The sequence below is a fragment of the Sphingomonas sp. AOB5 genome, from assembly GCF_029433115.1.
Lineage (GTDB): Bacteria > Pseudomonadota > Alphaproteobacteria > Sphingomonadales > Sphingomonadaceae > Sphingomonas.
This window is the reverse complement of the sequence record NZ_JARNTV010000005.1, coordinates 43,321-59,956: the sequence shown is the minus strand read 5'-3', so window position 1 is coordinate 59,956 and position 16,636 is coordinate 43,321. Positions and strand designations below refer to the sequence as shown.

Genomic DNA, 16,636 nt, shown 5'->3' with positions numbered 1-16,636 from the left:
AAGGCTCTTGTCTAATGCTCCCGGCCCGGTAGCTTCGGCGCCACTAGGGGGGAGTTACCATATGATTCCAAGGCGATTCGCCGCGGCGGGGGCCGCGGTGCTTGCGATGTGCGCGTTTGCGGCCGTGCCGTCCGCGCATGCGCAGAAGAAGAAGGCCGTGGCTGCGGAACCGGCTGCGGAAGAGACGGAGGATCCGTCGAAATTCTTCCTGTTCCATCTCGATGGCGTGTCGACCGAAATTGCCCGCGCGGACCTGATGTACTGCATCGGCCAGGCGCGGCCGATCCTGTCGATGCGCGACCGCACCGGCGGCGGTGGCGGTCTGCTCGGCGCGCTGATCAACGGTCGCATGGCCGAGATCGACCGCACCCGCATGCGCAACGCATCGATGCGCAAATGCATGGCGGCGCACGGCTATGCCCGGTACCAGCTGCCCTCGACCGATTGGAAACTGCTGGTGAAGGAAGGCGATATCGTCGTCGCCAATAACGGCCAGACCGATCCCGAAGTGGTCGATCGCATGGCTGCATGGGCCTCGGGCCCTACCCCTAACAGCCGGAGGCTCGAGCCATGATCCGCGCAATCGCGAAATTCTGTTCGATGCTGGCCGTGCTGATGCTGGCCGGCGTGTCGATACCCGCATCGGCACACAAGGGCCTGAAGCCCAAGGAACTGGTCAATCTGGATCCGACCAAGGGCTATATCCTGGTCCGGATCGGGCTGAACGGCAGTTCCAAGGGTTCGGCGCCGGTCATCGTGCTGGCCCGCATGAATGTCGAAACGGGGGTTCCCTATTTCGGCAACGGGGCGAGCAAGAAGGAATTCAACGTCGCGCTGGCAGGCGGCGGCAATTTCCTGAGCACCGACGGCAAGACCAGCCTCTATGTGATCCCGGTCAATCCGGGGCGTTGGGCGGTGACCGCGGCGGGCAACACCGTCTTCTCGCTTGGCACCTATGGCTTCGATGTCGCAGCCGGCGAGATCGTCAATGCCGGCACGCTCTATACCGGGCGCGAGGACGGCAAGTCGCCGGTGCCGGAGATTGCGGCGGCCAAGCTGTCGCAGGATCTGGTCGAGTTCGGCACGCTGATGAACATCGTGATGACCGACGCGCTGCTGCTCAAGCCGCCGGTGGTGGTCGAGCAGGTGCCCGCGGGTCTTGCGGCGTTCCCGATGCGCCATGCGGAGATCATCGCCGATATCCGTTTCCCGAACACCTACACGCTGCTGATCAACCGCGCGATCGGCCTGCCGCAGATGGCGCACAATGTGCCGGAACCAAAGGAAGTTCAGGAGCCGGCGCCCGCGCCGACCAGCTGAACGAACCGCTGACCGCGCCGTCCCGGTTCCCTGGGGCGGCGCGCGTCACCACTTCATCGGCGTGTAGCGCTCGATCACGATGAGCTGGACGCGGAGATCGGCGGCGATGGCGGCTGCGCCGGGATCGCCGGTGGCCTCGAGCCGCTTCGCTTCGCCTTCCAGTACCGCCGGGAGCCGTTCGGCGGGGGTGTCGGCGAGGCCGGCATAGAGCGTTGCGGCGCGGACCCAGAGGCCATCTTCGCTCTCCACATCCTCCACCGCGCGGGCGAAGGGTGACCAGATCTGGCTATAGCTGCCGTCGCTGGTCTTTACGAAGGTCGCGACGACGAGCGTACCCTTCGCATAGACCTGGCGAATGCAGCCGCCCCACAAGGTGGAGGGGTGTACTTCGTTCAGCGCGGTGGGGTGCGGCGGAACCGGCTCCCCGCGATTGTTGATCGTGCCGATAAGGCCGAGCGGCGCGACCGGTAGCTCGCCCTTGATCGCACGGATCGGAAGCAGCCGGACATTGGGCTTGTTCCAGTCGGCCGGCTGGGCGGCGATTTCCGATTCAACCCTTCCGAGCACCACCAGATCGGCGCGCTGGACCAGCTCGAAATTGGTCGGCGGGCGATACTCCCCTGCCATGGAGCAGGCGAGGGCGGGCGGTGCGACGACCAACAGGGCAGCGGCGAGGAAAAGGTTGCGCATCGCGCGACGATCTCACCGCTTCATGGCGCTTGTTGGGCTGGGCCGTTTCCATCTTCAGTGGTGCCGCCGTTCGGTTCGGGCGGCGCTTTCGCGTTGCCATCCTTCGATTCGGCGGCTTCGGATGCGTCGCCGGTGACCGTTTCCGGCACGGCGCGCGGATCGGACTTCTGACGGTCGAGATCGGGATCGCGAGCGATGTCGCCCATGGCGCTGCCTCCTCTACGCGACCGGCTGGCCCGGCGCCGGATCGATGCCTGGCTGTGGCGGGGCGGGTACGTCGATATCGGGTGCGGGCGGCATGACCTCGGGCGGGGCCGGGTCAGGCTGTCCCGGCTGCGGGGCAGGGGGCGCCTCGGGCGGGGGCGTGGTCGGCTGGATCGGCGGTTCGACGGGCAAGACTGTCTCCTTTCCCTGCTCAACGCCTGTGTGCCGTTTTGGGTTCAGCTTCGCTGAACGCGGTGCCGGCCCGCTCCCCACCCGGCTATCCAACGGGAGTATATTTTATGGGTGGCCGGGTGGGGGAGCGGGCAGGCACCGCCAATTACAAAGCTGGCTTGCCCCGGGACCCCTGACTGCTATAGGAGCCGCCGACCGGCGGTGCCCCTGCGGGCGTGGCGGAACTGGTAGACGCGCCAGATTTAGGTTCTGGTATCGAAAGGTGTGGGGGTTCGAGTCCCTTCGCCCGCACCAGCACCGCCGTTTCCAGCAGCGTCCGGACGCCGCTAATCCGATTCTTTTTGAAAGCCGTGAAATGCAGACTGTCGAGACGTTGAACGAGGGCCTCAAGCGCGCCTACACGATGACGATCACCGCCAAGGATATCGACTCGAAGGTCGATGCCGAGGTGAAGAAGGTCGCGCCGCAGATCCGGATGCCCGGCTTCCGTCCCGGCAAGGTGCCTGCCAACCTCGTCCGCAAGATGCATGGCGAAGCGATCGCCGCCGACGCGCTGAACAGCGCGATCCAGGAAGGCGTGCAGACGCTGATCGCCAAGAACAAGCTGCGCCCGGCGATGTCGCCGTCGGTAAGCCTGGGCGAAGGCTATGAGAACGGCAAGGACGCCGAAGTCACCGTCGAGCTGGAAGTGCTTCCCGAAGTGCCGATGCCGTCGATCGAGGGCCTGAAGCTCGAGCGTCTGGTGATCCCGGTTGCCGATTCGGCAGTCGAAGAGCAGCTCAAGCAGCTCGCCGGTCAGCAGAAGTCGTGGGAAGACGCCCCGGCCAAGCACAAGGCCAAGGAAGGCGATCAGGTCACGATGGATTTCGTCGGCAAGACCGCTGACGGCGTCGCCTTCGAAGGCGGCACCGGCACCGACATGGCCGTCGAGATCGGCTCGGGCCGCCTGATCCCGGGCTTCGAAGACCAGATCGTTGGCGTGAAGGCTGGCGACGAGAAGCAGATCAACGTGACCTTCCCCGAGGATTACGGCGCCGCCGATCTCGCCGGAAAGCCCGCCACGTTCGATCTGGTGATCACCGCGGTGAAGACCGCCGGCGAGATGAAGATCGACGACGCGTTCGCGACCTCGCTCGGCCTGCAGAGCCTGGAGCAGCTCACCGGCCTGCTGAAGGGCCAGCTCGAGCAGCAGAATGGCGGCCTGACCCGCACGCACATGAAGCGCAAGCTGCTCGACCAGCTCGCCGCCGGTCATGACTTCGAGGTTCCGCCGTCGATGGTGGAGGCCGAGTTCGAGCAGATCTGGGCGCAGCTGGAGCATGAAGCCGGCCATGAGGAAGATCCGGCAGCGGCGATGGCCGAGCTGGAATCCGAGCGTGGCGACTATCGCGCCATCGCCGAGCGCCGCGTGCGCCTGGGCCTGCTGCTGTCGGAAATCGGCACCGCCAACGGCGTCGACGTGACCCAGCAGGAAATGAACCAGCTCGTCTCGCAGGCTGCCCAGCAGTACAGCCCGCAGGACCGCGAGCGTTTCGTCCAGTATATCCGTTCGGAGCCGATGGCCGCCGCCCAGCTGCGCGCGCCGCTGTTCGAGGACAAGGTCGTCGACTTCCTGTTCGACAAGGCCGAAGTGACCGAGCGCGAAGTGACCCGCGAGGAACTGGAAGCTGCGATCGAATCCGAGGAAGGCGCTGTGCCGCACGTCCACGGCCCGGGCTGCGGTCACGACCATGATCATGACGCGAAGCCGGCCAAGAAGAAGGCTGCCGCGAAGAAGGCCGATGCCGACGAGGCAGTGGCTGAGGAAAAGCCCGCCAAGAAGGCGAAGAAGGTCGAAGCCGCCGATATCGAGCCGGCCGCTCCGGGTGACGACCTCGTCGCCGCCGAGCCGGTGAAGAAGGCCGCGACCAAGAAGGCGCCGGCCGCCAAGGCCGACGATGCCGAGAAGCCTGCCAAGAAGGCTCCGGCGAAGAAGAAGGCCGACTAAGGCTTTTTTCTCCCGAAGGAATCGAACCCTCCGTCCCGACCCCGGGGCGGAGGGTTTTTCTTTTTTACGAGCCAGGGAATGGGCTCGGCCCCTTGCGGCTCCTCCCGGTTTTTGTCTCTACTGCGGTCATGAAGAACGGGATCGCCGTAGCGCTTGTCGTGGCCGTGGGTGGCTTGGGGGTGCTCGGCCCGGTTCCGGCTGCGACGGCTCAGGTCGCGAATAGCGAACGCCTGTCCGCAAAGGCGGTGCGGTCCGATTTCGCGATCCTCTATACGACGCTGCAGGAGGCGCATTTCGACCTGTACGCGCACCGCTCCCGCCGGGAATATGACGCCTATTACCGGTCGCTTATGGCATCGATCCGCGGGCCGATGGATCGGGTAGAGGTCTCGAAGCTGTTCCAGAAGTTCGTGGCCTATGGCCGCATCGGCCATGCCCATATCGATGCGCCGATCACCGCTTTCGTGAGCCATTTGCAGGCTGGCGGGACGGTGCTGCCGATTTTCATCCGCGTCGATGGCGGCCGGGTGTTGCTGACCGAAACGGCGGAGGCGAGCGGGACGCTGCGCGCCGGCACCGAAATCACCGCGATCGATGGCGTGCCGATCCGCAAGCTGATGGATCGTGTGGGAGTCTATGTGTCGGCGGAGCGGCCTTACATGGCCCATGCCCAGATGGAGCGCAGCTTTCCCGCGCTGCTATGGCTGGATCGCGGTACGGTGGCTTCGGCGCTGGTAACGGCGAATGTCGCGGGAAAGCGGGTGACGGTCCGGGTCCCGGCCGTGACGCGCGATGGGCGACGGGCGCTGGCGGCGAAATTTCCTGCTCCGAGCCTTTCCATCGACTTCGGCACGCGCGAGTACAGGCAACTGGAAGGCGAGATTGCCTATCTGCGTCCTGGGCCTTTCTACGAAGCCGGACAGGCGGTTGGCGGCAGCGGGCCTTCCTATCAATCGGCTTCGTTTATCGCCTTTATCGACGATAGTTTCAGCAAGATCCTCGCCAGCGGCGCGACCGACCTGATCATCGACCTGCGCGACAATCCGGGCGGAGACAACAGCTTCAGCGATCCGATGATCGCCTGGTTCGCGAACCGGCCGTTCCGGTTCGCATCGTCGTTCATGTTGAAGGCAAGCGCCGCGACCAAGGCGGACTATGCGCGCCGGCGATCGACGGGCGAACCGATCGATCCCGATTTCGCGAAACAGATGGACGCGGAGGACGCCCAGCCGAACGGCGTCCGCTACAGTTACGAACTGCCGCTGAAACAGCCGCGGAGCAGGCCGCGTTTCCAGGGGCGCGTGTGGGTGCTGGTCAACCGGCACAGCTATTCGAATGCGGCATCGGCCGCCGCGCTGATCCAGGACTATGGCTTCGGCAAGGTCATCGGCGAGGAGACCGCCGATGTCGCGTCGAACTATGCCTCGGTTCAGTCCTTCACCCTGCCGGACACCAAGATCGTGGTGACCTATCCGAAGAGCCATTTCATCCGCCCCAACGGCAGGGACGAGGTGGCGGGGGTCCTGCCCGATATCGTGATCGGCCGCCCACCGATCGAGGCGACCGACGATGTGTTCCTCAGCGCGGCGCTGGCACGCATTGCCGCCCGTTAGGCACCGGCGGATAAAATTATCGAATCGAAACGGTTTCCCCCTTATGGCGGCGGCATGAAGCACAACGTCGCCGTGATCCTGCCCTGCTATAACGAGGAAGCCGCGATCGCGCAGACGGTCGCCAGCTTCCGCGCTGCGCTGCCGGGCGCGACCATCTATGTCTATGACAATAACAGCCGTGACCGGACCATCGAGGTCGCGCGCGAGGCCGGGGCCGTGGTCCGCAGCGAGCGGATGCAGGGCAAGGGCAATGTCGTCCGCCGGATGTTCGCGGACATCGATGCCGATATCTATGTGATGGCCGACGGCGACGCGACCTATGACGCGACGTCGGCCCCCGCGATGGTCGCGCGGCTGGTGGAGGAGGGGCTCGACATGATCGTCGGCACCCGCGTCCATGAGGAGGCCGAGGCGTACCGGCGCGGGCATGTGCTGGGCAACAAACTGATGACCGGGTTCCTGGCAGGGCTTTTCGGGCGCAGCTTCACCGATATCTTCTCGGGCTATCGCGTCTTTTCGCGCCGGTTTGTGAAGAGCTTCCCGGTGCTGTCCTCGGGGTTCGAGATCGAGACCGAGATCAGCGTGCATGCGCTGGAACTCAAGATGCCGGTGGGTGAGGTGGAGACGACCTATTTCGCGCGGCTGGAGGGGTCGGTTTCCAAGCTCAACACCTATCGTGACGGGTTCCGCATCCTGCGCGTGATCGTGCAGCTCTACCGGATCGAGCGGCCGATGCTGTTCTTCGGCTGGATCGCGGCGCTATTTGCGGCGCTGGCGGTGGTGCTGAGCATTCCGCTGGCGATCACCTATGCCCAGACCGGGCTGGTCCCGCGCTTCCCCACCGCGATCCTGGCGACCGGCCTGATGATCCTCGCCTCGCTCAACCTGTTCGCCGGGCTGATCCTCGACACAGTGGTGCATGGCCGCCGCGAAGTCCGCCGGCTGGCCTATCTGGGCCAGCGCGCGCCGCATGCGGATCCGGAGGAGAAAGTGAGTAACTTCGTGCCGGGCCTGACCCCGCGCGAGGCGGCGGAGTAGCCTAAACCAACCCCAACTTCTTCAGGCTCTCCGCTGTGGCGAGGATCGCTTCGGCATTGCTCAGCGGTTCCCAGCCGAGCGCCTTGGCCTTGACGTTGCTTGCCTCGCCGCGAATGCCCAGCCGCGGCACCGCCTCGCGGGCCATCGGGTTGAAGATCGCGAGGGTTCGCACCAGCCAGCTCGGGAGCCGGCGCGGCAGTTTCGTGCCGATCCGGTCGTGCAGGATCACCGCCATTTCGTGCAGCGAGGTGGACTTGCCTGCGACCGCGAGGAAACGCTCGTTCTTCGCTTCCGGCGCGGTCATCGCCAGCAGCTGAAGCGAGGCGACGTCGCGCACGTCGATCACGCCGAACCACAGATCGGGCGTGCCGGGCAGCTTGCCGCTCATCATCTGGCGCACCAGCTCGATCGAGGTCGAAAGGTCGTTGTTCAGCGCCGGGCCGAAGATGCCGACCGGATTGACCACCGCCAGCTCCAGCCCATTGCCTTCCTGGCCAATGAAATCCCATGCGGCACGCTCGGCCAGCGTCTTGGACTTCATATAGGGCTGGACCGCGGGGCCGTTCACATCGGTCCAGTCGGCCTCGGTATAGGGAGTGGCGCGCTGGCCATGGCCATAGCCGATCGCGGCAAAGGACGAGGTGAGCACGACCCGCTTCACCCCCGCATCGCGTGCGGCGCGCAGGACGCGCAGCGTGCCTTCCACCGCGGGGCGGATCAGTTCCTGTTCGTCCCTGGGTTGGTTGAGCGGGAAGGGGGAGGCGACATGCTGGACATAGTCGCAGCCCGCGACCGCCTCGGCCCAGCCATCGTCCTTTTCCAGATCGGCGGCGAAGAAGGTCAGCCGCTCGCCGGGATCGGCGCCGTTCGCCTTCAGCGTCTCGCGGACCTGGGCCTCGCGGGAAAGGTTGCGGACGGTGGTGCGGACATTATGGCCCGCTTCCAGCAGCTGGAGGATGACATGGCTTCCGACGAAGCCCGAGCCTCCGGTGACGAGGACATTGATCATCCACACATGATGGTTACGCAGCCGTGCCGATACAAGCACTGCCTTCGCAACAGGATCATCGCGTCACATTGGGTCGACATTCTCGCACAGGATGTCCTCTTGCCGGCCCGGTGTGAACTTTGGGGAGCCATAACTGCCCCCGCCCTGATGATATTCGAACAGATCGAGCGTCATGAACCTGCACCTGCCATCCGGCATCCTGAAGGCGATGCGGGTGCCTATCTGGCGATATTCGGGCACGCTCGTCACCGGGTTGTGCTTGATGAACCAGTCAGCGTTGTAGATGCCTTGCCGGATAAAGACGTAATCCGGGTGGTTCGCTTCGAACCAGTCGCGGAAGCGCTTCTGCCATGCCGGGTTGGTGCTGCGTGCTGGGGGCAGGCGGACCGAGGCGATCGCGGCGTTGCGATTCTCACCGGCCCGCGCGGCGGCCTGGTTGTCCGATCCCGCGGCGGCGAGCGAAGATTCGATCGCCGCCAGCACCGTGCGCGCTTCGGCCATGTCGGGGAAAACGCGGGAGATCGCCGCGACGAAGCTGCGCCGCGAAAGGATCTCCATCCGCGCCGAGCGAACCGTGCAACTGTCGGTCTCGCCCTTCATGATGTCTTCCCAGCGCCGCACCTCGTCATGCGCGGTGGCCGCGGCGCGGAGGTAGCGGGCGCGTTCGAGGCCGGTTTTCTTCGCATCGACCGGGCCGGCGAGGAAGCGATCGACGAACGCTTCGAAATCGCGGCGCTGTCCCTCGAACGCGGCGATGCCCGCCTCGCAATTGCTCGTGTCGCGCAGATAGCGGGGCTGGGCGAAATGGCGGAAGAATGCCCAGGTGCGCGGGGTTGCGGCGCCGGACAGATCGACCGAGGCGAGGCTCCGGTCGTTCGATGCGATCGTGCGTCCGCCACGCTGGGCGAGCGCAGGCGTGACGATCAGGCATGCGGCGATGCCGATGGCGAGCGGCTTGAGCATGGCAATTCTCCTCCGGCACAGGAGATCGCGCGAAACCGGCGGCTACCCCATCCCATGAAATCGGGAGGGGCGAGTGGGCGGCTTCGTGGTGAACGCGGCAGCCGCCCCCTTGCGCGCCGCGTTCGGAGCGCCGATGTATCAACCGGGCAAAACGACAAATGAGAAATTACCCATGCATCCGCTTTCCGGTCAGATGACCATCGATCCCACCACCGGCTACCTGATCCCGACCGTCGTCGAGCAGTCGAGCCGTGGCGAGCGCGCCTTCGACATCTACTCGCGCATGCTGCGGGAGCGGATCATCTTCGTCACCGGCGGCGTCGAGGACAACATGGCGTCGTCGATCACCGCCCAGCTGCTCTTCCTCGAGTCCGAGAACCCGAAGAAGGACATCTGGATGTACATCAACTCGCCGGGTGGCGTGGTGACCGCCGGCATGGCGATCCACGACACGATGCAGTATATCCGTCCGCGCGTCGGCACGGTGTGCATCGGCCAGGCGGCGTCGATGGGCAGCTTCCTTCTGGCAGCCGGCGAGCCGGGCCTGCGCGTGGCGCTGACCAATGCCCGCATCATGATCCATCAGCCTTCGGGCGGTGCGCAGGGCATGGCTTCGGACATCCAGATCCAGGCGAAGGAAATCCAGCGCATCAAGGACCGGATGAACGGCCTGTACGTGAAATATACCGGCCAGACCCTCGAGCGCGTCGAGCGTGCGATGGATCGCGACACCTTCCTCGAAGCCGAGGAAGCCAAGGAGTTCGGCCTGGTCGACGAAGTCTATGACAAGCGCCCGAGCGTTTCGGAAGACGCACCGGCGGCCTGATCGTTTCGTAACCGGCCCCTGCCGTTCGCGGCCGGGGCCGGCTATCGGCGTTTCACGGGTCCGGCGCAGGGACACCCGACGCCGCATCCTTGCCCTTGTTTCGCCCCGCAGCATGGGCATATTAGGTTTCTTGTTAGGGATGCCGGTGTATCCTCGGCTCCCCGCGCGGCAAGGCGCGAGCAATTGCGTACCAATGGCCTCTGCGGAGGCTCGTAAGGAATTTCTATGACGAAGCTGAGTGGCGGCGACTCGAAGAGCACACTCTACTGCTCGTTCTGCGGGAAGTCGCAGCACGAGGTCCGCAAGCTCATCGCCGGCCCGACGGTCTTCATCTGCGACGAATGCGTCGAGCTCTGCAACGACATCATCCGCGAAGAGACCAAGTCGGCGCTCGTCAGCAAGAAGGACGGCGGCGTGCCCACGCCGCAGGAAATCTGCGACGTTCTCGACGATTACGTCATCGGCCAGAAGCAGGCGAAGCGCGTCCTCTCGGTCGCGGTGCACAACCACTACAAGCGCCTGAACCATGGCGCGAAGGGTGCGGACGTCGAACTGGCCAAGTCGAACATCCTGCTCGTCGGCCCCACCGGCTGCGGCAAGACGCTGCTGGCCCAGACGCTGGCGCGCATCCTCGACGTGCCCTTCACCATGGCCGACGCCACCACGCTGACCGAAGCCGGTTATGTGGGCGAGGACGTGGAGAACATCATCCTCAAGCTGCTCCAGGCGTCGGATTACAACGTCGAGCGGGCGCAGCGCGGCATCGTGTACATCGACGAGATCGACAAGATTTCGCGCAAGGCCGAGAACCCCTCGATCACGCGCGACGTCTCGGGCGAGGGCGTGCAGCAGGCGCTGCTCAAGCTGATGGAAGGCACCACCGCCAGCGTTCCGCCTCAGGGCGGCCGCAAGCATCCGCAGCAGGAGTTCCTGCAGGTCGACACGACGAACATTTTGTTCATCTGCGGCGGCGCCTTCTCGGGTCTCGAAAAGATCATCGGCGACCGTCTGGAAGGCAAGTCGATCGGTTTCGGCGCGCATGTCGCCGCACCCGACGAGCGCCGCACCGGCGAGCTGCTGCGCAAGACCGAGCCGGAGGATCTGCTCAAGTTCGGCCTGATCCCCGAATTCGTCGGCCGCCTGCCGGTGATCGCGACCCTCGAGGATCTCGATATCGATGCGCTGATCAAGATCCTGACCGAGCCGAAGAACGCGCTGGTGAAGCAGTATCAGAAGCTGTTCGACATGGAGTCGGTCGGCCTGCGCTTCACCGACGATGCGCTGGTGGCGGTTTCGAAAAAGGCGATCGAACGCAAGACTGGCGCCCGCGGCCTTCGCTCGATCCTCGAAGGCATATTGCTCGACACGATGTTCGACCTGCCCGGCATGGACGGCGTCGACGAAGTGATGATCGACAAGGACGTGGTCGTGGGCTCGAAGGAACCGGTGCGCGTCTATGCCAAGAAGGAAAAGGCGGGCTGATAGGCCTCGGGCCGTTCGCTAGCCAAACGAAGGGGCGTCGCTGAAGCGGCGCCCTTTTCGTTTGGGGGCAACCGTCAGCGGATCGGCCTCGCATCGTCGTGGCGGATCATCGGCGGTGGCGTCCACAACTTGGTCAGTTCCATGGTCCCCAGCGTGAGGCGGCCAGCGGCGTCCTTCGCCGGATCGAACCGCGCGCGGCGGCGATAGATTGCGCAGGTCGCGTCATCGAGCACCTTGTGGTCCGATGAGTCGATCACCGTGCAGTCGCGTACAAAGCCATAGACGCCGACCGTCAGCCGAACCCGTACGCGCCCGCCGATCTCTGCCCGGCGCGCCGCCACCGGATAGTCGTCTTCGGTCATCAGCGCGTCCTGCGTGCCGCGCAGTTTCGGCGGCGTGCGGGCCGGGGCGCCCGATCCGGCCTCGCGCTGCTTCAGATCGGCGATGCAGCGATCGAGATCGGCCAGTGCCAGCGCGCCCGGCGGCATCGCGATGGCGGGCTTGTCTTCGCCATCCGCCCGCACCGCGATCGATCGCGCGGCCAGGAGCTTCGCCGGTTGCGCCTGATACACCCCGATCCGAAACCCGCGATGATGCGGCCCGTCGTCAATGCCCCATCCGATGCCGTGGACGATCATCAGCTGGCCGTCCGCATCCAGTTCGATCGGGTACTGCCTGTCCTTTTCGAACGACCATCCCGCGCCGCTGGCCGAAAATTCGGTCGATCCGACCACCGTCCTGCGCAGCTCGATCCGCGTCGCCGCCACATCCTTTGCGCTGTGCCCCAGCGTGCAGGCGCCGCCCTGCTGGGTGATCTGCCAGCTGCCGCTCCATCCGAACGGCGTCTGCGCCGCAGCGGGCGTGGCGATCGCGATCAGCGGGATGGCGAAGGCCAGCGTCCTCATTGTGCCAGTGTCAGCCTGTCCCATGCCGGGGTCAATCCTTCGCTGGCAACCGGCTGGGTGCGAGCTATGCTCGCGCCTCGTGACGGACGATGCGATCCAGCCCGGCGAACCGACGCCCGATACGGTGGCATCTGCCGAGCCGCGTCCCGAGCGCAAGCCATGGTTCGCGCCCTATCGTGGGGTCCGCTTCTCGATCTCGCTCAAATGGCTGCTGGCCGGCACGCTGATCTACGCATTGCTGCTGCTGGTGATGATCCACGCCAATCCGCGCGAGGCGACCTTCCCGATCGTGGGACCCAGCCTCTACCTGACTCCGATATTCGGCCTGCCGCTGGTGCTGCGGCTGATGCACCGGCCGGGGCGGATACGGCGGCTGCTCTATTTCCTGCTGCTACTGCCGCTGGCGCATATCGCCGCCAATTATGTCGCCTGGTATTATGCGGTCAGCAATTTCTACCAGCTCGACGCGCAGGCTGTGCTGATCCGCAATTTGACCGCGGGTGCATGGGGCGGGGTGACCGGTGCTACCTTCGCCTTCACCCTGTTGTACCTGACCGGGCTGACCGCGCGCCGCCGGGCCGAACTGGCGACGATGGCGGTGGCCACCATCGCGCTGACCGTGATCGGCGCGCTGGGCATGGCGCAGGGGCTGGTCTTCACCGGGCAATCGGCCGACACGCATGATCGCGAGGCGCTGATCCTGTGGTTCGAGACGATCCATTTGCCGTGGCAGATCATATTCAGCCTCGCGCTGGCATGGCTGATGCGGCCGCCCCGGGCGGTGAAGAAACCGGTCAGCGGTTGAAGCCGTCCGGCCAGGTAAAGGCCTTGAGCAGCGTCATCGCCTCGCCGTCGAAATTGGCCGGGCCGCGCCAAGTGGCGTAATATTTGACCAGCCATTTCCCGCCGGGCACGCAATAGAGATAGATGCTCGACTTGAGCGTGGGATCGGGTTCGCCGCCGGTCGGGAAGCGTGCGCTGGCGTGATAGGCGGCGCTCGCAGTGCGTCCGCTGGGAGAAGTGAAGCGGTCCTCGGACAGGATTGCGCCGCCGCCGCCAGTCACTTCGTTCTTCACCGCGGACCAGTCAGCCGCGCAGCCGCCTGAGGTGGCCGGATAGACATAGACCGCGACCAGACCGCGCGTGCCGTCCGCACCGTCGCGGAAATAGGTGCTGCTGACGTCGTTGCCGGCGGTGTCGTACTGGTTGACCTTGTCGCGTGAGAGCTTGCCGTTCAGTTGGGGGAAGCTCACGCCCGAGGCGTTATGCTTCCACGGGCCGGCCGGGTTCGCCTGCTCGCCGGCCTGCGCCATGGCGGGGGTGGCGGTGAGGGTCAGCAGCGCTGCTGCGGCAGCGATCAGGATCGACTTCATCTTGGACTCTCCTCAAGCGGCCGGCGCGCGGACTCGCATCAGCAGCGTATAGATTGCCAGCGCAATTCCCAGCCCCACGAACCATGCCCAGGTGTAGATCGAGAGCCATGGCTGACCGACCCAGCCGAAGCTGCCGGGAAAGGCGATGGCGAGGAAGCCGGGCAGGTTGGGCAGTACGCCCGCCGCAAAGGCGATCAGCGCCGCGGGGTTCCAGCCGCCGCGATAGGCGTAGCGGCCATCGGCGCGGTACAGCGCGTCCACGTCCAGCTCGGTCTTCCGGATCAGCCAGTAATCCGCGATCAATATCCCCGCGATCGGCCCCAGCAGCGCGCTGTATCCCGCCAGCCAGACGAAGATATATCCGCCGCTGGTTTCTAGCAGCTTCCACGGCATGATCAGGATGCAGATGACGGCGGTGATCATGCCCCCGGTCCGGTAGGAAATCCGCTGCGGCGAGAGCGACGAGAAGTCATAGGCCGAGGAGACGAGGTTCGCGGCGATGTTGCACGAGATGGTGTCGATGCTGATGACGAGCAACGCGAGCAGCACCAGCGGCCCGGCAAAGGTGCCGGAGAGCGCGACCGGGTCCCAGATCGCCTTGCCATAGATTACGACGGTGGCCGAGGTGGTGATCACGCTGGCGAGGGCGATCAGGCCCATCATCGGCGGCAGGCCGACCGACTGGCCGATGATCTGGTCCCGCTGGCTGCGGGCGAAGCGGGTGAAATCGGGAATGTTCAGCGCCAGTGTTGCCCAATAGCCGATCATCGCGGTGAGCGCTGGCCAGAAGACCAGCCAGAACTGGCCCTCCTTCGCGCCGCCCGCGACGAACTGAGACGGTGCCGCGAAGATCGGGCCGAACCCGCCCGCGGCGTCCACCGCCCACCACACCAGCGCGACGCAGACGAGCAGCTTGAACGGCGCGGTCCATGTCTCGAGCCGGCGGATCGTGGTCAGCCCCTTGCGGACGAAGAAGAGCTGGAGGCTCCAGAAAGCGAGGAAGCCGAGCAGCTGGCCGAAGCCGATTCCCAGCACCGGCAATGGCGCGCCGCGCAGATCGCTGCCCAGCGCGATGCCGAGCAGGGTCAGCAGCGCCTCGCCCCCGATCCAGGTCTGGATGCCGTACCAGCCGCACGCGACCAGCGCGCGGGCCAGCGCCGGCAGCCGCGCGCCGATGGTGCCGAACGACGCGCGGACCAGCACCGCATAGGGGATGCCGTGCTTGGCGCCGGCATGGCCGACCAGCAGCATCGGGATCAGTACGATGGCGTTGCCCAGCAGCACGGTGAGCGCCGCCTGACCCGCCGACATGCCCGCATCGATCAGCCCTGCGGCAAGCATCCACGCCGGGACCGCGACGATCATGCCGACCCACAAAGCGGCATAGTGATACCAGGCCCAGTTGCGCTGATCGGGTCCGGTCGGCGCCAGATCGGCATTCCAGAGTGTCTCGTCGGTCATCGCGCGCTCCCCCGAGGCGTTTCGGCGAGTGTCCTTCGTTACGGGGCCGGTTTCAAGAGCGCGGGCAGGATATGCTTCTCGATCAGCGCGGTGGTCAGATCGTGCATGTCGCGGCGATTATAGTTGGTGCTCAGGATCACCACGACCGCGTTCAGATCGGGGAACAGCACCACCTTGTTGCCGCCGTTGCCGGACATGTAGAAGCCGGGCCAGGGCTTGGGATTGCCCGGTTCGCGCCAGTCGCGCACCCACCAGAGATAGCCATAGGCGTCGAGCGGGGTGGCCCTGGCGCGCGGGCGGAGCATTTCGCGCAGCCATTTGCGTGAGACGATCTGCTCGCCGCCTTTCACCGTGCCGCCATCCATCACCAGCTGTCCGATCGCGGCGAAATCGCGGACACGCAGGCTCAACTGGCCGCCGGACTGGATCTCGCCGCTAGGGGAGGTCCTCCACTCCGCCCCGGTGATGCCCAGCGGATCGAACAGGCGGCTCTGGACATAGGCATCGAAGCGCTGGCCGGTCGCGCGTTCGACGATGCGGCCGAGCAGGAAGGCGCCGGCGGTGCAATAGGAGTAGCGGCCAAGGCCCTGAAGGTCGCGCGCATAGTTTGTGGTCAGCGGGATATCGAGCGCGAACCGGGTCCAGTCGCGCGTGTCGTACATGCGCTCCTCATTGCCCGGGCTGGCATCGGCCCAGTCGTCGCAATCGAGCGCGGACGACATGGTGAGCAAGTCGCGGATGGTGATCGTGCGCTTGAGTGGGCCGTCATGGGCGAAGGGTTCGCGGTCCTTGAAGAAGGCGAAGACCGGGGTGTCGACGCTGGCGATCTTGCCCTCGTCGATCGCGATGCCGACCGCGATGGCGGTGATCGACTTGCCCGCGGACCGCGCATCGATGCGGGTCTCGGCGGTGTTGCCGCGATAGCTGGCCTCGAACAGCACCTCGCCGCCGCGCTGGACGCGGATGCCCTCGATATTGCGATACCGGCCGGCCTCGATCTCGGCGGACATGGCGGAAAGGTCGAGCGGAGCGGGGCGTGCGATTGCGGGGGTGGAGAGGAGGAGTGCGGTGGACGCGATCATACGCAGGAACATCGACCGTCTCCGGGATATGCGGGTTCGGGAGGTGGTCTTAGCTTGCGCCATATCCGCGCGAAAGCTCGGTTGACCATGCCTGCATGGCTGCGCAGGATGGCGGCAGGCGAAGCGGGGGCAGCCGATGGCGGATATTTTCCTGAGTTACCAAAGGAACGATCGTGCGTTGGCCGAACGTATAGTCGCGATGCTTCGGACCGAAGGTCTATCTGTCTGGTGGGACGATGACATCACCCCGCGCGAGCGGTGGGACCGCACAATCGAGCGCGAGATCGCGGCAGCGAAGCATGTACTTGTTCTTTGGACGCGAAATTCAGTCAGTAGCGATTGGGTGAAAGAAGAAGCCAATTACGCCAAGGAAAGCGATCCGTGTAAGCTAGTTCAGATAGTATTCGATGATTTGTCGGTGCCGTTTGGTTTTGGAATGATCCAATTCACCAGTATGCCGCGGCGTCTCTCCTCGAGATCTTCGGGCTGGG

At 65.3% G+C, this 16,636-nt stretch carries 17 protein-coding genes and 1 tRNA gene; 9 read left to right on the top strand and 9 right to left on the bottom strand.

Annotated elements, in window-relative coordinates; all coding sequences use genetic code 11:
* The first annotated feature begins 61 nt into the window (after positions 1-61).
* The gene (locus tag P1X14_RS03785; RefSeq protein ID WP_277313981.1) at positions 62-574 is read left to right on the top strand and encodes a hypothetical protein; all 513 of its coding nucleotides are present in this window, start codon (positions 62-64) and stop codon (positions 572-574) included.
* The gene (locus P1X14_RS03780; RefSeq protein WP_277313980.1) at positions 571-1,320 is read left to right on the top strand and encodes a hypothetical protein; all 750 of its coding nucleotides are present in this window, start codon (positions 571-573) and stop codon (positions 1,318-1,320) included. Before P1X14_RS03785 ends, P1X14_RS03780 begins: the two co-directional genes overlap by 4 nt.
* A 45-nt stretch (positions 1,321-1,365) precedes the next feature.
* On the opposite strand, the gene P1X14_RS03775 is transcribed toward P1X14_RS03780, so the two are convergent.
* From P1X14_RS03775 to P1X14_RS03765, 3 genes are read right to left on the bottom strand one after another with little or no spacing between them, the layout of a single operon-like run.
* Positions 1,366-2,010: a hypothetical protein gene (locus P1X14_RS03775; protein WP_277313979.1), complete on the bottom strand. Its 645-nt coding sequence runs from the start codon at positions 2,008-2,010 to the stop codon at positions 1,366-1,368.
* Positions 2,011-2,030: 20 nt separating this feature from the next.
* Positions 2,031-2,216 (bottom strand): hypothetical protein, encoded by a 186-nt coding sequence (locus P1X14_RS03770; RefSeq protein WP_277313978.1) that lies wholly within the window; start codon positions 2,214-2,216, stop codon positions 2,031-2,033.
* A 13-nt stretch (positions 2,217-2,229) separates the two neighbouring features.
* The gene (locus P1X14_RS03765) at positions 2,230-2,406 is read right to left on the bottom strand and encodes a hypothetical protein (RefSeq protein WP_277313977.1); all 177 of its coding nucleotides are present in this window, start codon (positions 2,404-2,406) and stop codon (positions 2,230-2,232) included.
* A 209-nt stretch (positions 2,407-2,615) separates the two neighbouring features.
* Between P1X14_RS03765 and P1X14_RS03760 the strand changes: the two genes are divergently transcribed.
* The 4 genes from P1X14_RS03760 to P1X14_RS03745 all read left to right on the top strand — a co-directional run bounded on the left by P1X14_RS03760 (position 2,616) and on the right by P1X14_RS03745 (position 7,044).
* A tRNA-Leu gene (locus tag P1X14_RS03760) sits at positions 2,616-2,700 on the top strand.
* A 61-nt stretch (positions 2,701-2,761) separates the two neighbouring features.
* Positions 2,762-4,393, top strand: coding sequence for a trigger factor (gene tig, locus P1X14_RS03755; RefSeq protein ID WP_277313976.1), 1,632 nt, complete (start codon positions 2,762-2,764; stop codon positions 4,391-4,393).
* A gap of 128 nt (positions 4,394-4,521) precedes the next feature.
* Positions 4,522-6,006, top strand: a complete 1,485-nt coding sequence (locus tag P1X14_RS03750; protein WP_277313975.1) for a S41 family peptidase — start codon at positions 4,522-4,524, stop codon at positions 6,004-6,006.
* A gap of 54 nt (positions 6,007-6,060) precedes the next feature.
* Positions 6,061-7,044, top strand: a complete 984-nt coding sequence (locus P1X14_RS03745) for a glycosyltransferase family 2 protein (protein WP_277313974.1) — start codon at positions 6,061-6,063, stop codon at positions 7,042-7,044.
* Between the two features lies 1 nt (position 7,045).
* On the opposite strand, the gene P1X14_RS03740 is transcribed toward P1X14_RS03745, so the two are convergent.
* Together P1X14_RS03740 and P1X14_RS03735 are read right to left on the bottom strand one after the other, a co-directional pair.
* Entirely contained in the window at positions 7,046-8,053 is a 1,008-nt protein-coding gene (locus tag P1X14_RS03740; protein ID WP_277313973.1) for an aldehyde reductase, read from the bottom strand.
* 63 nt (positions 8,054-8,116) lie between these two features.
* Entirely contained in the window at positions 8,117-9,016 is a 900-nt protein-coding gene (locus P1X14_RS03735; RefSeq protein WP_277313972.1) for a hypothetical protein, read from the bottom strand.
* 193 nt (positions 9,017-9,209) lie between these two features.
* Between P1X14_RS03735 and P1X14_RS03730 the strand changes: the two genes are divergently transcribed.
* Positions 9,210-9,842 carry an ATP-dependent Clp protease proteolytic subunit gene (locus tag P1X14_RS03730; protein ID WP_277313971.1) on the top strand — a complete coding sequence of 211 codons (633 nt, stop codon included), beginning with the start codon at positions 9,210-9,212 and terminating at the stop codon, positions 9,840-9,842.
* A gap of 225 nt (positions 9,843-10,067) precedes the next feature.
* Positions 10,068-11,324: an ATP-dependent Clp protease ATP-binding subunit ClpX gene (clpX, locus tag P1X14_RS03725; RefSeq protein WP_277313970.1), complete on the top strand. Its 1,257-nt coding sequence runs from the start codon at positions 10,068-10,070 to the stop codon at positions 11,322-11,324.
* Between the two features lie 74 nt (positions 11,325-11,398).
* Here clpX and P1X14_RS03720 read toward each other — a convergent pair whose 3' ends face one another.
* Positions 11,399-12,229 (bottom strand): energy transducer TonB, encoded by an 831-nt coding sequence (locus P1X14_RS03720; RefSeq protein WP_277313969.1) that lies wholly within the window; start codon positions 12,227-12,229, stop codon positions 11,399-11,401.
* A gap of 79 nt (positions 12,230-12,308) precedes the next feature.
* Here P1X14_RS03720 and P1X14_RS03715 point away from each other — a divergent pair, with 79 nt between their 5' ends.
* A complete protein-coding gene (locus P1X14_RS03715; protein WP_277313968.1) occupies positions 12,309-13,034 on the top strand; it encodes a hypothetical protein in 726 nt (241 codons plus the stop codon).
* Here P1X14_RS03715 and P1X14_RS03710 read toward each other — a convergent pair.
* From P1X14_RS03710 to P1X14_RS03700, 3 genes are read right to left on the bottom strand one after another with little or no spacing between them, the layout of a single operon-like run.
* Positions 13,024-13,602 (bottom strand): hypothetical protein, encoded by a 579-nt coding sequence (locus P1X14_RS03710; RefSeq protein ID WP_277313967.1) that lies wholly within the window; start codon positions 13,600-13,602, stop codon positions 13,024-13,026. The two genes, P1X14_RS03715 and P1X14_RS03710, sit on opposite strands and share 11 nt — an antisense overlap.
* A gap of 12 nt (positions 13,603-13,614) precedes the next feature.
* Positions 13,615-15,063, bottom strand: coding sequence for an NCS1 family nucleobase:cation symporter-1 (locus P1X14_RS03705; RefSeq protein WP_277313966.1), 1,449 nt, complete (start codon positions 15,061-15,063; stop codon positions 13,615-13,617).
* 38 nt (positions 15,064-15,101) lie between these two features.
* Complete coding sequence (locus P1X14_RS03700) at positions 15,102-16,157, bottom strand: serine hydrolase (protein WP_277313965.1); 1,056 nt, start codon at positions 16,155-16,157, stop codon at positions 15,102-15,104.
* Between the last annotated feature and the right edge of the window lie 479 nt (positions 16,158-16,636).

Excerpts from the sequence above, each read along its gene's own strand:
- clpX (WP_277313970.1), top strand. The coding sequence starts at position 10,068 with ATGACGAAGCTGAGTGGCGGCGACTCGAAGAGCACACTCTACTGCTCG.
- P1X14_RS03750 (WP_277313975.1), top strand. The coding sequence starts at position 4,522 with ATGAAGAACGGGATCGCCGTAGCGCTTGTCGTGGCCGTGGGTGGCTTG.
- P1X14_RS03705 (WP_277313966.1), bottom strand. The coding sequence starts at position 15,063 with ATGACCGACGAGACACTCTGGAATGCCGATCTGGCGCCGACCGGACCC.
- P1X14_RS03740 (WP_277313973.1), bottom strand. The coding sequence starts at position 8,053 with ATGATCAATGTCCTCGTCACCGGAGGCTCGGGCTTCGTCGGAAGCCAT.
- P1X14_RS03700 (WP_277313965.1), bottom strand. The coding sequence starts at position 16,157 with ATGTTCCTGCGTATGATCGCGTCCACCGCACTCCTCCTCTCCACCCCC.
- tig (WP_277313976.1), top strand. The coding sequence starts at position 2,762 with ATGCAGACTGTCGAGACGTTGAACGAGGGCCTCAAGCGCGCCTACACG.
- P1X14_RS03775 (WP_277313979.1), bottom strand. The coding sequence starts at position 2,010 with ATGCGCAACCTTTTCCTCGCCGCTGCCCTGTTGGTCGTCGCACCGCCC.
- P1X14_RS03730 (WP_277313971.1), top strand. The coding sequence starts at position 9,210 with ATGACCATCGATCCCACCACCGGCTACCTGATCCCGACCGTCGTCGAG.
- P1X14_RS03710 (WP_277313967.1), bottom strand. The coding sequence starts at position 13,602 with ATGAAGTCGATCCTGATCGCTGCCGCAGCAGCGCTGCTGACCCTCACC.
- P1X14_RS03785 (WP_277313981.1), top strand. The coding sequence starts at position 62 with ATGATTCCAAGGCGATTCGCCGCGGCGGGGGCCGCGGTGCTTGCGATG.
- P1X14_RS03780 (WP_277313980.1), top strand. The coding sequence starts at position 571 with ATGATCCGCGCAATCGCGAAATTCTGTTCGATGCTGGCCGTGCTGATG.
- P1X14_RS03745 (WP_277313974.1), top strand. The coding sequence starts at position 6,061 with ATGAAGCACAACGTCGCCGTGATCCTGCCCTGCTATAACGAGGAAGCC.
- P1X14_RS03735 (WP_277313972.1), bottom strand. The coding sequence starts at position 9,016 with ATGCTCAAGCCGCTCGCCATCGGCATCGCCGCATGCCTGATCGTCACG.
- P1X14_RS03770 (WP_277313978.1), bottom strand. The coding sequence starts at position 2,216 with ATGGGCGACATCGCTCGCGATCCCGATCTCGACCGTCAGAAGTCCGAT.
- P1X14_RS03720 (WP_277313969.1), bottom strand. The coding sequence starts at position 12,229 with ATGAGGACGCTGGCCTTCGCCATCCCGCTGATCGCGATCGCCACGCCC.